The sequence below is a fragment of the Bacteroides ndongoniae genome (genome assembly GCF_900108345.1).
Taxonomy (GTDB): Bacteria; Bacteroidota; Bacteroidia; order Bacteroidales; family Bacteroidaceae; genus Bacteroides; species Bacteroides ndongoniae.
This window is the reverse complement of the sequence record NZ_FNVV01000014.1, coordinates 217436-231884: the sequence shown is the minus strand read 5'-3', so window position 1 is coordinate 231884 and position 14449 is coordinate 217436. Positions and strand designations below refer to the sequence as shown.

Sequence of the window (14449 nt, the reverse complement as noted above, 5' to 3'; positions counted from 1 at the left end):
CTGCCCACAGCAAAGGTCACGAGCCAGAAAGGAGGAACATCAAAAACGCACGTTCTTCTTGCTCATTCAGTCTTAATATACTACCTTTGTTGTCGAAACAACAAATTATTGTAGATTATGGACGAGCTTTTAAAACAAACAATCGACCTGGCTGTCAATTCACGTTATCCCGGTATGCTGCCCGAAGCAAAAAGAATGCTCGGAGAGATTCTTATCCGTAAAGAAGTAGCCAAGGGAGAAGTTATGCTCAAGGAAGGCCAAATCAGCCATCACATCATCCTTGTTGGAAAAGGAATGATGCGACAATTCTATTACAAGGGGGGAAAAGACGTCACCGAACACTTTTCGTATGAAGGATGTGTCCTGATGTGCATTGAAAGCACCTTGAAAAAAGAGCCTACCAAATTGATGATTGAAGCTCTGGAAGACTGCATTGTCTATCTGCTACCATACGATAAATTGATGCAACTTACCGAAATATCCTGGGAGATAAACATGTTTTATAGGAAAATTCTGGAATACTCCCTCATCGTATCCCAAGTGAAAGCCGACTCCTGGCGTTTTGAGACCGCACGCGAACGTTACAACTTGTTGTTGAGCACACAACCTGAGGTCATCAAAAGAGCCCCTCTTTCGCATATTGCCTCCTATCTGCTAATGACCCCTGAAACATTAAGTCGGGTACGTTCGAATTCATAAATATATATTTCTTCGCCATAGATGGCATCCAGCATGCGGTTCAGCCCGTCGTAGGTGAATTTGTAGCCGCGGAGCATCGTCTCATTTCCGGCTTTCCAGGTCATGCTGCTGATGTTGCCGTTGTAGCAGGGGGTGCCGTTCCCGGTGTTGTAATACAGGTTCTGCGAGAACTTGCTGCCGCTGATGGCTGTCAGCCAGCCGCGGAGGTTGTAGTCGTAGGTGCTGGCATACAGGCCGTTTCCGAAGGTTTTCTGCTGCATCCGTCCGTAGCTGTCGTAGCTCAGGCGGTAGAGGGCACTGCGTGTGTCGCCATTGAGTGCACAGTCCACGGCCACCAGCCTGTCGTTGGGATCGTACATGTAGAAATACTCGCAGGTGAGGGAACCGGTGTCCGACGCACTGCCCGTGTGGGTGTAGAAGTGCTTCGTCACCTGCCCGGTGAAACTGTTGGCATAGCTGTCCCGGTCGTAGCCGCCTTTCAGGTTCGTCCGTGTCTGCTGCACGGTTCTTCCCTTGTTGTCGTAGTAGAGGGCGGTTGCAACGTAGCGCCCCGTTCCGTCGGGCAGGTAATGGCGGTTACCGGTGGGCAGCCCGTCGGCGTACGTGTGGCAGGTGTCGTACCCGCTTCGTGCAGCGTAGGTCAGGGCATTTCTTTCGGCGGACGTCAGTTTGATACTATATTACTTTTTCTTCAAAAAGGTAATAACAATAAAAGCTATCTTGGTAAACAGACTGAATATCTGTTTGATACCAAGATAGCTGAGAAATAATTTGAATAAACTATTAGGATTTATCGAACAACCAATATAATGTTACTAATATAGCATAAATTGCATATGCTACTATTATCTTAGCATAATAAATCAGCATATGTATTTCATTAAGCCTCTCAGCATTATTATACATTGGAGAAATTGTTTCATAGTCTAAAGGCAAACAATCTTCGATAGAATATTTTATCACTAAATAATAATCTAAAATAAAACAAATGCCATAGCCGATTATTATCAGTGAGAAGATTATGAATATTATTGAAATAGTTTTTTTCATAATTACCATTTTTACCATTTAGTTCCAGAACCGTGTAAATCAAATTCCTTTTTTATTTTATCATAATCAATCTTTTCAATTTGATATTTTTTTCTTTGGACATTACTTCCAAACGATCTCCTAAGGCTTTAGGACCTCTGGTATTATCCAGTTCCAAATCTTGTTTTACTCCTTTTTGTATTCCTTTCACAGAAGTAGTAACGCAATTATTTGTGAATAAATTATATTCATCAATAACTTTTGCATTCTCTTTATCCGCATATTTCCCTTGTCGTGGACTTTGATGGCTATTTTCCATTTTTTCATCAAAATGATTTGAAACAATTTCATCTGAACCGTTTGAAAATTCATATCCAATAGCCTCGTTTAGTAGCATTTGATCTTGGATATAGTCAATAGCTTCTCTACCTACTAATTTAATAAGTACTCCTTCTCCTGTAGGTGAAGTACTTCGTGCAAAACTTTTATCTTTTCTTAATTCACCATATCTACCATAAGTATATACAATTGTATTAGTACCATTCCCAACTGTCACAAATGCATGTCCCAGCCCTTTTCTTTCAACATAAATTCTTGGTAGTTTGCCATCTGTGTCGATAAATTTTATCGGATTATCCAAACAATAAGTATAAGGGCTCCAAGGATAATACTTCTCCGCCAACGGATCCACCGTCGCAAACCTTCCTACCGCCGCATCATAGTGCCGTGCCCCATAGTCATACCAATTCAGGCCTTTCTTCGTGTCCAGTTCCTTGCCGTTGTACTTATAGGGTTGAACGGAAGAAGTCGAAGCGAAGACACCTCCGAAGAGGTAGTAATGATTCGTTTCCTCCACCGTCCCGTTCTGGTCGATGACCACTCGGTTGTTTCCCTGATGGTCCTGCAGGTAGTAGTGGTACTTGCTGTCGGCCAGGGTGAGGTATCCGGCTTCCGTCAGCAGCAGTTTCTGCACACCGTTTTCATAGATCACGCTGCCGCAATAGTCCGTTGTGGTGGTCGTACCGCCTATTGTATGTACCGTGCGGAGCTTGGTTCCGTCGGCGGCATAAGTGTATTCGATAGTACTTCCGTCCGTAAACGTGACCTTGCGCGGTAAATTTAAACAATTATATTGAATTTCGGAAATGTTTTTATTCAAATCTTTCGTTAAATTACCGTTGGCGTCGTAAGCATATTCGTTCGCCTGCTTCACGGCGTCCTTGAACTCGAAGCCGTTGTTGTAGGCCGTAGCGGTAGAAGCGTCATCCACCCGGTTCAGCTGGTTGCCATTTAGAGTAAAAGTCAGATTATCTATCAAGCCATAGGTCGAAGTCCCCGTCTGCCCATAACGTTGCAAAGCAAGTATGTTCCCGTTCTTGTCGTAACCGGTCACCTTTTCGGTGAAGCGGTTGGCGTTGCTGCTTAGCGAAGTACCTTCGCCATAGACTGCATCCAGCATACGGTTCAGCCCGTCGTAGGTGAACTTGTAGCCGCGGAGTGTCGTCTCATTTCCGGCTTTCCAGGTCATGCTGCTGATGTTGCCGTTGTAGCAGGGTGTGCCGTTGCCGGTGTTGTAATACAGGTTCTGCGAGAACTTGTTGCCGCTGATGGCTGTCAGCCAGCTTCGGAGATAATTTATAAAAAAGTAATCCTTGAAACAGAATGAACTTCTGAATCAAGGATTACTTATTCTTAAAAGTTAGAATGTATCAATTCACTTTATTCTATACGCATACGAATAAATGTTGAAAGGAAATACTCAGATTTCACATTCTGACCATTTCTTTTACCAGGATTCCATTGAGGCATCGAATATATTACTCTTACCACTTCATTATTAATATATTCATCAAGACCTTGTAGTATTTTTACATTAGTTATATTACCAGTTTCAGTTACAATAAACATGCATATAACTTTACCTTGGACACTTGATTCTGCATGAATTTTAGGAAAAATGAAATGGTTATCAATATAGGATACTAAAGAATCGTAGCCACCTTTGAAAGTTGGCATAGAATCCAGTTCCATTAATTGATATATTTTATCTTCTTTCTGGTAAATGTTGTTATGACTATTTTGTAGATAGCCAAAACTAAACAATAGCAATGATATGAATAAAAAACTTATCTTCATTTCATGTTTTTTATTGTTTCGTTAATTGATTCATTTATTTTTTTGAATAAATCTCTATTTAGATCAACGCTCCCATTTTCATACTGATGTGATGCTTGTTTTCTATTACCTTGAGTCTTTATATAGGTATGAGCATGACCATTGGCTTCATGGCTATAAGTCTGCGCTTGTCCTTCTTCTGATAATTCTGAGTTTACAATAATTTTTATATTATCGTCAGTTGAATTTTGAAGACCGTTTTTATCAGGGAAGAGGGTCTTTCCTAGGAAGCCTGTTTCTCCAGTAGAGGTTCCTATTCCTTTTCCATCGTTGTTGCCAATAAAATCTTTGTCAACTCCTAAATAAGACATTTTACTTTCTTGGGTTTTACCATATTCATCTATATAAGTAAATTTATTATCCAATTTTACTTCTACAATAGTCTCTGATAAAACCATATCTTTTAAATAATTAAAATTGTGGCTATCAGCCGATACCCCTTTAATAATATCTTGATTTATATATCCTTGACTATTGAATACGACGTATTGTCTCAAATCTTTGGGTAATGTGTTTAATATCATCTTCTGCTCTGCATTAGAAATTGCTACCACATGTCCTCCATTAGGATCAATATATTTTATCGGATTATCCAAACAATAAGTATAAGGGCTCCAAGGATAATACTTCTCCGCCATCGGATCCACCGTCGCAAACCTTCCTACCGCCGCATCATAGTGCCGTGCCCCATAATCATACCAGTTCAGTCCTTTCTTCGTGTCCAGTTCCTTGCCGTTATACTTATAGGGTTGAACGGAAGAAGTCGAAGCGAAGACACCTCCGAAGGGATAGTAATGATTCGTTTCCTCCACCGTCCCGTTCTGGTCGATGACCACTCGGTTGTTGCCCTGATGGTCCTGCAGGTAGTAGTGGTACTTGCTGTCGGCCAGGGTAAGGTATCCGGCTTCCGTCAGCAGCAGCTTCTGCACACCGTTTTCATAGATCACGTTGCCGCAATAGTCCGTTGTGGTGGTCGTACCGTTGATGACATGCTTCGTGCGGAGCTTGGTTCCGTCGGTTGCATAGGTGTATTCAATGGTGCTTCCGTCCGTGAATGTGACCTTGCTTGGCAAATTTAAACAATTGTATTGAATATTGCTAATGTTTTTATTCAAATCTTTCGTCAAATTGCCGTTGGCGTCGTAAGCATATTCGTTCGCCTGCTTCACGGCATCCTTGAACTCGAAACCACCATTGTAGGCGGATGCCGTCACAGCATCGTCCACCCGGTTCAGTTGGTTGCCGTTGAGCGTGAAGGTCAGGTTGTCAATGAGCCCGTAGCTGCTTGCTCCCGTCTGCCCGTATCGTTGCAGAGCAAGTATGTTCCCGTTCTAGAGAAGTGCCTTCGCCAAAGGATATACATAGGCATTGCTGTAACTTGACGAACATGCCATACTAGATAAGAGAAATAATGAAATTCCCTGCTTACATCTAATGACATAAGCAGGGAATTGTCGCATTAAAAAATTGATATCAGGAAATGCTATATATTTCTATCCGATACAATAGAAAATTTAAAATCCATTTTGTCTTATGTAATACAAGGTGCTCGTTAAAGGATTATACAACAAGAAATATTTTTGGAGTCCATTTACATAAATGCAACTATAGTAATTGTTCTCATTTTTCAGTTCACTTTGTAACACTTTTCCTTCCTTAATCCCACTATCAATAATCCATGCCAATTCGAATTCATACTTCAATTGGGTTATTGAGTCTATCGGGCAATTGCTCCACGCTATCGTTTCTACTGTGTCGGGAAGTACTGCATATTCCCAGTTACTATCAATGATAGGGTAATTTGGGCCTATTATCGCATTGGTTATTCGATAGATAAATAATTCAAAATAGTCACCATGACTCCAACCTATAAAATCTTTATGAAATATGACTTCAGCATTCGTATTATTAGGGAAAAGACATTCAAAATCTTTTTTTCTCAAGGGAGTAAACGTTATCTCACCATAAACTCCATAGCAAATCAAAGAAACAATCCCTATTAACAAGGTGTAAAAAAAAACTTTTTTCATTTTAATCTATTTTACTACTGGAACAATTGCATATCCATAACCATGTATTAAAAAATCTTTTCCATCATTAGCCTTTCCCGGTCTTCCAACCCATGTCGCAAAATTTCGAAAAGGTCTACCGTCCATATTGAAATCATATATGTCCATGTACTTTTCAAAACCAATAAAAACTTTACCTTTTTCAGCATCTATTAAAGTCATTTTTAATGTTCCATAAGTCTTTCCGGTATTAGTCAGCCCCCAAATAAAATTCTTGCTAATAGGATTTTTTCTTTCAAAAGATGATGTGTTTACTCCATGAAGTTCGATTTTACTTTGATCGACAAATAAAGGTTTTCCAGATTTTCCTCTCCACCAAGCATCAGCTTCAGCCTTCGTCAAATATCCATCATAATCCGGCCTATCTTTCAGCCCGGTAAAGCTTGTTACATATCTCGACCGTGCTTCATCATCAACTAATCCGCTATATCCTAAATTATGGCTTAATGCCTCTTCATGGGACATATTTTGTTTGAAGTTGGATTTATCCATGATAATGGCTTCGCCTTGCAAACCTTCATCGTCAGTTCCCAACAAATTACCGTCCCTGTCATAGATAGGACTTGTCAGGCATCCGCTTGGGTCGATGAAATTCACCGGATTATTCAAACAGTAGGAATAAAGACTCGTTTGACTATCTTCTTCCCCCATCGGATCCACCGTCGCAAATCTTCCTATCGCCGCATCATAGTGCCGTGCCCCATAGTCGTACCAGTTCAGTCCTTTCTTTGTGTCCAGTTCCTTGCCGTTGTACTTGTAAGGCTGTACACTCGTAGAGTTGGCGAAGACACCTCCGAAGGGGTAGTAATGGTTCGTTTCTTCCACCGTCCCGTTCTGGTCGATGACCACGCGGTTGTTTCCCTGATGGTCCTGCAGGTAGTAGTGGTACTTGCTGTCGGCCAGGGTAAGGTAGCCCGCTTCCGTCAGCAGCAGTTTCTGCACACCGTTTTCATAGATCACGTTGCCGCAATAGTCCGTTGTGGTGGTTGTACCATTGATGACATGCTTCGTGCGGAGCTTGGTTCCGTCGGCTGCATAAGTGTATTCGATAGTACTTCCGTCCGTGAACGTGACCTTGCTTGGCAAATTTAAACAATTGTATTGAATATTGCTAATGTTTTTATTCAAATCTTTCGTTAAATTACCGTTGGCATCGTAGGCGTATTCGTTCGTCTGCTTCACGGCGTCCTTGAACTCGAAACCGTTGTTGTAGGCGGATGCCGTTACCGCATCGTCCACCCTATTCAGTTGGTTGCCGTTGAGCGTGAAGGTCAGGTTGTCAATGAGCCCGTAGCTGCTTGCTCCCGTCTGCCCATACCGTTGCAGAGCGAGTATGTTCCCGTTCTTGTCGTAACCTGTCACTTTCTCGGTGAAGCGGTTGGCGTTGCTGCCGATGTTCGTACCTTCGCCATAGATGGCATCCAGCATGCGGTTCAGCCCGTCGTAAGTGAACTTGTAGCCGCGGGTGGTTGTCTCGCCGCCCGCCTGCCAGGTCATGCTGCTGATGTTGCCGTTGTAGCAGGGCGTACCCGGGCCGTCGGTGTAGTGCAGGGCCTGCGAAAACTTGTTGCCGCTGATGGCTGTCAGCCAGCGGAAGTTGCAAACCAAAAAGCAATCCTTGAAACAAATGTTTTTGAATCAAGAATTGCTTTAATCCGGTATTGCCGCATATTGTCTGTTCGACAAGAAGCCGTCTATTAAATATGAAATGGAGGATACTTACGGACAATTGACATTGTTCGACTGAAAATAATTTTTGAGGACATAAACATGTGGAAGCGAAGAACAAGAGGTTCTCCGCAGGGGATACTCGTGGATATCTCACCAGGTTGAGAGTGTTATCTTATCCAAAATTCAGGTTTGTAGATGCATCGGTTGAAATGAACAAGAAACAGAAAGAGAAGACTGAACGAAAAGATACTGAAGCAGGAAACAGGCGGAAGCAACACCGTTCTGTGCAAGCATATTACAGGATGGTTGTATACAAAGAAAAATCCCTGACACGGAACATATGTTCGTATCAGGGATATAAAAGTAAAATTATTTACTTTTGATTACCTGTTAAAAATAGAAATAAGCTTTAGTGGCTTTGTCGTTTTTGCTCATTCAGAATATGTCCAGTAAATCTTTATCAGTTTGAAAATCCCAACAATATTAATATCGATTTTCTTATGATAGAACATTTAATGTTTTCTGAATTTTACTTTCCCACGATGCTCCTCCCGATTCATTTCTCTGAATTTGCCATGAGGATATACTCCTTCATAATGGATTTCTACGGGTGTTCTGTCCGTTTTGAATGTAGGAGGGCAACCTGGCTTAAGGGGTAGGTTCAACAGAGCACGGTTTATTTTGTCCCTCGCATCGATTTCGATACCCTCTCCATTTGAATTGTTCATCTTTTCGTTTCCTATCTTTTCGTCAGAAGTACAATTTTGCTTTTTAGGAGCGATAATTCTGCTTTCAATATATTCGGCAAGTTCTAAACAGACAATTTCGGGAGGATCAGCCTCGGTGTATTTGTAACTGGAATACCAAAATACAATCGGGTTTGAACTGCCTCCGTTTGTTTTTACACGGGTATCAAAACAATAAAAGTTTCCTCCTCCGTCGGGGCTGAAAGGAATCAGATATTTGTATTGAGGTATGATGACTTCGAAATGCTCGAAACGATATACGTCGACCAAGTCGTAAGTACCATCCCAGTTTATTCCCAGTACTTCATCACCCATCAAAATAAAACCGTTTGTGATACTCAACAGATATTTATAATCTTCTGGAAGCTGTACTTGATATGCTGATTCAAAACGCTTTATCAAAGCTGAATCGACAGGCCTTCGCCAATCTAACATTTTTGATGTGAATTGTTTTAGTTCAGCTATTGTTTTGTCCAGTTTTTGCTTTGTTTTATTGTCCATATTCTTTCCTCCAATATACTTTTCTCATTTCTCTAAACAGATCAGATTCTACTGATTTTAGAATGGAACGGTCGTTTGGGGATACAGATATGACGGATGTTTGGATTTCGATGTCCAATTCTTGTGTATCCCAATCCCAGTCTAGGCAAATGCTCTCTCTATGATCAATTCTGATAAAATCAATTAAACCGCCATGTGTGTCGTGCATGTTATACATCCAATTGAAGTCATCCAAGGATGACAGACAGACACATCCGCAATCCTTAGAATCTACAGTATATAAAATATATGGCATATCCCATCGGGAGATATTTTGGCGCAAAATATCCAGCAATAATGCTTTATTACTGAAGTCTATTGTTTGAAATAGTTTTGAGTTCCAAGAATATTTTCGGTTTGACTCCAAAAATAGGTCCGAATCAATGATTGACATGATTTCTTGTTTTGTTACACGATGCTTAATCAGATGATTAAGCTCTCCTAAATAGTCGTCAAGTCTATGGAATCGGCCAAACAAACGACGTTTTTTTTGTTCATAAGTTTCTTCTTTTTTCATAATATTCTTTACTTTTTCTATCATCTAACCGTGGCCAGCCATATCGATTATATTTGTTGTTTCCTTGTTTATCTTTTCGAATATCTCCAGCTTCCCAGTGCGGTTGTTCTGCATGACTTCTATCCAGCGTTTGCTGTTGTACAGATTTTTCTTTAGTGCCACACCTTCTTTAGGAACATCATAACGATATTCTCTTCCTGAAGCATTTTTAGATTGTGATTTAGGCTGTTGGCTTGTTGGGATTCCTTGTTCTCTCATAACTTCGCGACGGGCTGCTCTGGATGTCTTAGAAACATCTATCGCCTTGTCGACCTTGTTTGCAGAACTAACCGCATCCACAGCCTTATCTACCGCCCGTGCTCCCTTGATGGCAGCACCCGCACCTCCCGGAACTAACGGTAATGCAACAGCAGCCGCATCAGCAATAATTCCTACACCATCTAAAACGGCGGCTCCGATGTTTCCCTGACTGACATTTTCGGTAAAACTCTCTACGCCCATTATCAGGCTAAAAACATCCCAAACAGTTTCACCTATCTTACCGTCTTTATCGACATGCTTTATCGGGTTATCATAGCAGTAAGCGTACGGTGCCCATCCATACAGTTTCTCCGCCATCGGATCCACCGTCGCAAACCTTCCTACCGCCGCATCATAGTGCCGTGCCCCATAGTCGTACCAGCTCAGTCCTTTCTTCGTGTCCAGCTCCTTGCCGTTGTACTTGTAAGGCTGTACACTCGTAGAGTTGGCGAAGACACCTCCGAAGGGATAGTAATGATTCGTTTCCTCCACTGTTCCGTTCTGGTCGATGACCACTCGGTTGTTGCCCTGATGGTCCTGCAGGAAGTAGTGGTACTTGCTGTCAGTCAGGGTAAGGTAACCTGCTTCCGTCAGCAGCAGCTTCTGCACACCGTTTTCATAGATCACGTTGCCGCAATAGTCCGTTGTGGTGGTGGTCGTACCGTTGATGACATGCTTCGTGCGGAGCTTGGTTCCGTCGGCGGCATAGGTGTATTCAATGGTGCTTCCGTCCGTGAACGTGACCTTGCGCGGTAAATTTAAACAATTGTATTGAATATTGCCAATGTTTTTATTCAAATCTTTTAGCTACTGCTACTCTCTTCTCAAAGTCAGGGTATCAATCGTAATAATTGTCAACTAATCAGGAGTAATTACTATAGGTAATATCTTTCTAAACTTAGAGGGGCGATCCTTGGATGGAGACCATTTTATTTTTTCATGAAATAGCTGGATAATTTCCTTTTGTAAAGAAACGGGTATAGGATATCTATTCCATTTTTTGATAGTTATATCTATGGAATTTCCTTCTCTATCAATATAGAAATCAATCAGCAATTTTAAACTATCAATTTTTTCCTTCTCCATAATTGGCAAACAACTTTGTCTAATATAATTGTAAAAAATATCCTGTCCAGTTAAAAGAATAGGCTTATTGTTAATTATTGTATCACTTCCTGGTATTTTACCTTTTGAGATAAGTTTTTTCATTCTATCAATAAATGAGTTATTAACGCTGTAAAAAGTATCCCCATCCCAAAGTACATGCTGCCCTAAACACGCTACTTTGATTTTTTCTGGAGTATATATATATATTTTACATCTTACATCAATAGGTTGTTTTGTTTTGTTCTTTTTCATTAAAAATAAATCTTTAAATTCAGCGATATGTATGGGGGTAATAAGTATAGATTTTTTATAGTTTAAACTTAGCAAAGATTCAAATTCATCACAGTCAATATCGCTTATCGTCATGAGTTCAAAGTCTACATAATGGATAAGTACACTGTCTATTTGAGAGTTGTGCATAAGGCCGTTTTGTGAATACAAATACAAATGCATAAAAATCATCATTATGAATATACTTGTTCTTTTTCTCATATTGGTAATTTGTTTATAAAAGCGTTCGGATTACAAGTTATCTTAATCCGAACACTTTAAAATAATGTACAATTATCCTAATTCTATTATTTCTTTTTGGGCGTTATGACAATAGGATCTTTCCATTCTATGGTTGTTGGCCCTGTGGTTTCATAAAGAGTTCCCAAATGGTCAATACGTGTAACTTCTGTTTTATCTATTTCTCCTAATTTCTTGGCTGTTTCTTGTTCGCTTCCTGTTATTACCCTTTTTTCTTCTTTATTACTGTAGTTTTCGTCCTTTGAATTGTAATCTTGCATTTGTTGTTCATGATTCTGATCAAATTGTACTGCGTGATCTATTTCATGGTTTAACACAGTTGTGGGTGACAATTCAAATCCATTATTTGTTAGTAGACCAGTCCGAGAGCTCCATGTAATGGTTTGAGTATCTTTATTAAAAGAACTGGAAGCTAAAGGAAGCCCCTCATCTATATAATAAATTTTATCGGAAGCATGTAGTTTAGCCAATAATCCTCCAGCACCATTTTGATTTAAATATTGCACGGCTTGTTTAAAATCATTCTTGAATTCATTTGAAACTCCTGTTGCATAATATACTTTTTTTCCATCATTATCCACATATTTTATCGGATTATCCAAACAATAAGTATAAGGGCTCCAAGGATAATACTTCTCCGCCATCGGATCCACCGTCGCAAATCTTCCTATCGCCGCATCATAGTGCCGTGCCCCATAGTCGTACCAGTTCAGTCCTTTCTTTGTGTCCAGTTCCTTGCCGTTGTACTTGTAAGGCTGTACACTCGTAGAGTTGGCGAAGACACCTCCGAAGGGGTAGTAATGGTTCGTTTCTTCCACCGTCCCGTTCTGGTCGATGACTACGCGGTTGTTGCCCTGATGGTCCTGCAGGTAGTAGTGGTACTTGCTGTCGGACAGGGTGACATAACCGGCTTCTGTCAGCAGCAGTTTCTGCACACCGTTTTCATAGATCACGTTGCCGCAATAGTCCGTTGTGGTGGTCGTACCGTTGATGACATGCTTCGTGCGGAGCTTGGTTCCGTCGGCGGCATAGGTGTATTCAATGGTGCTTCCGTCCGTGAACGTGACCTTGCGCGGTAAATTTAAACAATTATACTGAATTTCGGAAATTCCTTTATTCAAATCTTTCGTCAGATTGCCGTTGGCATCGTAGGCGTACTCATTAGCCTGCTTCACAGCATCCTTGAACTCGAAGCCGTTGTTGTAAGCAGAACTCGTCACAGCGTCATCCACCCGGTTCAGCTGGTTACCGTTGAGTGTGAAGGTCAGGTTGTCAATTAAGCCATATCCGCTTGCGGAAGTCTGCCCATACCGTTGCAGAGCAAGTATGTTACCATTCTTGTCATAGCCCGTCACTTTCTCGGTGAAGCGGTTGGCGTTTGTGGTTAGGGAAGTGCTTTCGCCATAAACAGCATCCAGCATGCGGTTCAGTCCGTCGTAAGTGAACTTATAGCCGCGGAGTGTCGTCTCATTTCCGGCTTTCCAGGTCATGCTGCTGATGTTGCCGTTGTAGCAGGGTGTGCCGTTGCCGGTGTTGTAATACAGGTTCTGCGAGAACTTGCTGCCGCTGATGGCTGTCAGCCAGCCGCGGAGGTTGTAGTCGTAGGTGCTGGCATACAGGCCGTTTCCGAAGGTTTTCTGCTGCATCCGTCCGTAGCTGTCGTAGCTCAGGCGGTAGAGGGCACTGCGTGTGCCGCCATTGAGTGCACAGTCCACGGCCACCAGCCTGTCGTTGGGATCGTACATGTAGAAATACTCGCAGGTGAGGGAACCGGTATCCGACGCACTGCCCGTGTGGGTGTAGAAGTGCTTCGTCACCTGCCCGGTGAAACTGTTGGCATAGCTGTCCCGGTCGTAGCCGCCTTTCAGGTTCGTCCGTGTCTGCTGCACGGTTCTTCCCTTGTTGTCGTAGTAGAGGGCGGTTGCAACGTAGCGCCCCGTTCCGTCGGGCAGGTAATGGCGGTTACCGGTGGGCAGCCCGTCGGCGTACGTGTGGCAGGTGTCGTACCCGCTTCGTGCAGCATAGGTCAGGGCATTTCTTTCGGCGGACGTCAGTTTGTCCAGAAAGCTGTAGTCGTCGTAATAGTTCACTTCGAGCAGTCGCACGTCGCTGCCCCAGCCGACCGTCGTGTTCGTGTACCCTATCCCCAAGGGATCGTTCCCGCTGTCGCTTTCGGTGGCACATATCCCGCTTAGGCGGTTCCGCAGCGTGGCGATGTCCGTCGCGTCCGTGTGCTCGAAGCTGTATAGCAGCCTTCCGATGGCATCGTATTTATGCACCGTCCATCGGTTGCCGGCCCGCTGCGTGCCGTTCTGTTCCAGCACAAGGCGGTCGGCACGGTCGTATATCAGGCGTACGGTCTCGCAGCCCGGCAGCTTCTTTTCGATGCAGCGGTTGCGCCCGTCATATTGGTAGCTGTAGGCATGCCGTGCCAGGGTGGTCGCGTCGGTGTTTCCGTCGGCGGATGGCGGAAGGACATGCCGCAGCAGTCCGTAGTCGTCGTACACGTAATAGGTGTCGTGGCTCACGCCCCGGTTGCGGCTCCTTGTCAGCACCGTCTTCTCGCGTTTGTCGGTGAAGGTCAGCGTGCTGTCGTTGTCCTCCCCGACGGAGAGGGTAACCTTCAGTTCGCCTGGGGCGTATAGCGAGGGCGTTCCGATGGTTCCGTCTTCTCCCGCCGTATAGCGATAGACGGACAGCAGGCTGCCGGGAGTGTTGTCGTTCACCAGATATTCGGTGTGCCGGGCCTTTCCGGCGTTGTGCCAGGCCGCTCCCGGGCCGGTCTGTGCAAGTATGCGGTCGAGCGGCGACGGCTCATATGCCGTTTCCGAGTAAGGCGCGGCATCGTCCGTGAGCAGGGCGGCACGCGAAAACAGGCTGGTCACGAAACGCCCGTCACTGTACGCTGACGGGACGGGAACCGATTCCCGCCATTTGCGTCCGAAACTGTCGTATTGCACTCCCGAGACCAAATCGGAGCCGTCGGGAGCAAACTGTTTCAGCACGAGCTGGCTTTCACGGCCGAGTCCGTTTTTTAATTAGTAGTTACAAGACAGTGTTTTCAT

The 14449-nt window shown here is 43.3% G+C and carries 11 protein-coding genes and 4 pseudogenes; 3 read left to right on the top strand and 12 right to left on the bottom strand.

Going from position 1 to position 14449, the window contains the following annotated elements; translation table 11 throughout:
- The first annotated feature begins 117 nt into the window (after positions 1–117).
- The gene (locus BQ5591_RS11890; RefSeq protein ID WP_022163170.1) at positions 118–699 is read left to right on the top strand and encodes a Crp/Fnr family transcriptional regulator; all 582 of its coding nucleotides are present in this window, start codon (positions 118–120) and stop codon (positions 697–699) included.
- Here the strand turns inward: BQ5591_RS11890 and BQ5591_RS11885 are convergent.
- Positions 648–1202, bottom strand: a complete 555-nt coding sequence (locus BQ5591_RS11885; RefSeq protein ID WP_071149547.1) for a hypothetical protein — start codon at positions 1200–1202, stop codon at positions 648–650. The two genes, BQ5591_RS11890 and BQ5591_RS11885, sit on opposite strands and share 52 nt — an antisense overlap.
- A 66-nt stretch (positions 1203–1268) precedes the next feature.
- On the opposite strand from BQ5591_RS11885, the gene BQ5591_RS11880 reads away from it, so the two are divergent.
- Complete coding sequence (locus BQ5591_RS11880; protein ID WP_071149546.1) at positions 1269–1469, top strand: hypothetical protein; 201 nt, start codon at positions 1269–1271, stop codon at positions 1467–1469.
- A gap of 13 nt (positions 1470–1482) precedes the next feature.
- Here the strand turns inward: BQ5591_RS11880 and BQ5591_RS11875 are convergent, their stop codons facing one another.
- The 6 genes and pseudogenes from BQ5591_RS11875 to BQ5591_RS20880 form a co-directional block, all read right to left on the bottom strand.
- Positions 1483–1749 (bottom strand): hypothetical protein, encoded by a 267-nt coding sequence (locus BQ5591_RS11875; RefSeq protein ID WP_235817088.1) that lies wholly within the window; start codon positions 1747–1749, stop codon positions 1483–1485.
- A 580-nt stretch (positions 1750–2329) separates the two neighbouring features.
- Positions 2330–3358, bottom strand: a pseudogene (locus BQ5591_RS21610) (RHS repeat domain-containing protein); the annotation flags it as partial.
- A gap of 89 nt (positions 3359–3447) precedes the next feature.
- Entirely contained in the window at positions 3448–3864 is a 417-nt protein-coding gene (locus BQ5591_RS11865; protein ID WP_071149545.1) for an energy transducer TonB, read from the bottom strand.
- A 590-nt stretch (positions 3865–4454) separates the two neighbouring features.
- Positions 4455–5234, bottom strand: a pseudogene (locus BQ5591_RS21895) (RHS repeat-associated core domain-containing protein); the annotation flags it as partial.
- A 183-nt stretch (positions 5235–5417) separates the two neighbouring features.
- Positions 5418–5933, bottom strand: a complete 516-nt coding sequence (locus tag BQ5591_RS11855; protein WP_071149544.1) for a hypothetical protein — start codon at positions 5931–5933, stop codon at positions 5418–5420.
- Positions 5934–5939: 6 nt separating this feature from the next.
- The gene (locus BQ5591_RS20880; protein WP_235817129.1) at positions 5940–7469 is read right to left on the bottom strand and encodes an RHS repeat domain-containing protein; all 1530 of its coding nucleotides are present in this window, start codon (positions 7467–7469) and stop codon (positions 5940–5942) included.
- Positions 7470–7744: 275 nt separating this feature from the next.
- On the opposite strand from BQ5591_RS20880, the gene BQ5591_RS21410 reads away from it, so the two are divergent.
- Positions 7745–8026: a hypothetical protein gene (locus BQ5591_RS21410; protein WP_159434471.1), complete on the top strand. Its 282-nt coding sequence runs from the start codon at positions 7745–7747 to the stop codon at positions 8024–8026.
- A gap of 129 nt (positions 8027–8155) precedes the next feature.
- On the opposite strand, the gene BQ5591_RS11845 is transcribed toward BQ5591_RS21410, so the two are convergent.
- The 5 genes and pseudogenes from BQ5591_RS11845 to BQ5591_RS22305 all read right to left on the bottom strand — a co-directional run.
- The gene (locus BQ5591_RS11845; protein WP_071149543.1) at positions 8156–8890 is read right to left on the bottom strand and encodes an SMI1/KNR4 family protein; all 735 of its coding nucleotides are present in this window, start codon (positions 8888–8890) and stop codon (positions 8156–8158) included.
- Positions 8880–9446 carry a hypothetical protein gene (locus BQ5591_RS11840; RefSeq protein WP_159434470.1) on the bottom strand — a complete coding sequence of 189 codons (567 nt, stop codon included), beginning with the start codon at positions 9444–9446 and terminating at the stop codon, positions 8880–8882. The genes BQ5591_RS11845 and BQ5591_RS11840 overlap by 11 nt, the downstream gene beginning before the upstream one ends.
- Positions 9447–9470: 24 nt before the next feature.
- Positions 9471–10550: pseudogene (locus tag BQ5591_RS22015) on the bottom strand (RHS repeat domain-containing protein); the annotation flags it as partial.
- A gap of 54 nt (positions 10551–10604) precedes the next feature.
- Complete coding sequence (locus tag BQ5591_RS11830; RefSeq protein ID WP_159434468.1) at positions 10605–11345, bottom strand: hypothetical protein; 741 nt, start codon at positions 11343–11345, stop codon at positions 10605–10607.
- A gap of 86 nt (positions 11346–11431) precedes the next feature.
- A pseudogene (locus BQ5591_RS22305) lies at positions 11432–14404 on the bottom strand (RHS repeat domain-containing protein); the annotation flags it as partial.
- Positions 14405–14449 lie beyond the last annotated feature (45 nt).

Bases quoted from the DNA above. Each gene is read 5' to 3' on its own strand.
- BQ5591_RS11845 (WP_071149543.1), bottom strand. From the start codon at position 8,890: ATGGACAATAAAACAAAGCAAAAACTGGACAAAACAATAGCTGAACTA.
- BQ5591_RS11865 (WP_071149545.1), bottom strand. From the start codon at position 3,864: ATGAAGATAAGTTTTTTATTCATATCATTGCTATTGTTTAGTTTTGGC.
- BQ5591_RS20880 (WP_235817129.1), bottom strand. From the start codon at position 7,469: ATGACCTGGCAGGCGGGCGGCGAGACAACCACCCGCGGCTACAAGTTC.
- BQ5591_RS11875 (WP_235817088.1), bottom strand. From the start codon at position 1,749: ATGAAAAAAACTATTTCAATAATATTCATAATCTTCTCACTGATAATA.
- BQ5591_RS11890 (WP_022163170.1), top strand. From the start codon at position 118: ATGGACGAGCTTTTAAAACAAACAATCGACCTGGCTGTCAATTCACGT.
- BQ5591_RS11855 (WP_071149544.1), bottom strand. From the start codon at position 5,933: ATGAAAAAAGTTTTTTTTTACACCTTGTTAATAGGGATTGTTTCTTTG.
- BQ5591_RS11840 (WP_159434470.1), bottom strand. From the start codon at position 9,446: ATGAAAAAAGAAGAAACTTATGAACAAAAAAAACGTCGTTTGTTTGGC.
- BQ5591_RS11880 (WP_071149546.1), top strand. From the start codon at position 1,269: ATGGCGGTTACCGGTGGGCAGCCCGTCGGCGTACGTGTGGCAGGTGTC.
- BQ5591_RS11830 (WP_159434468.1), bottom strand. From the start codon at position 11,345: ATGAGAAAAAGAACAAGTATATTCATAATGATGATTTTTATGCATTTG.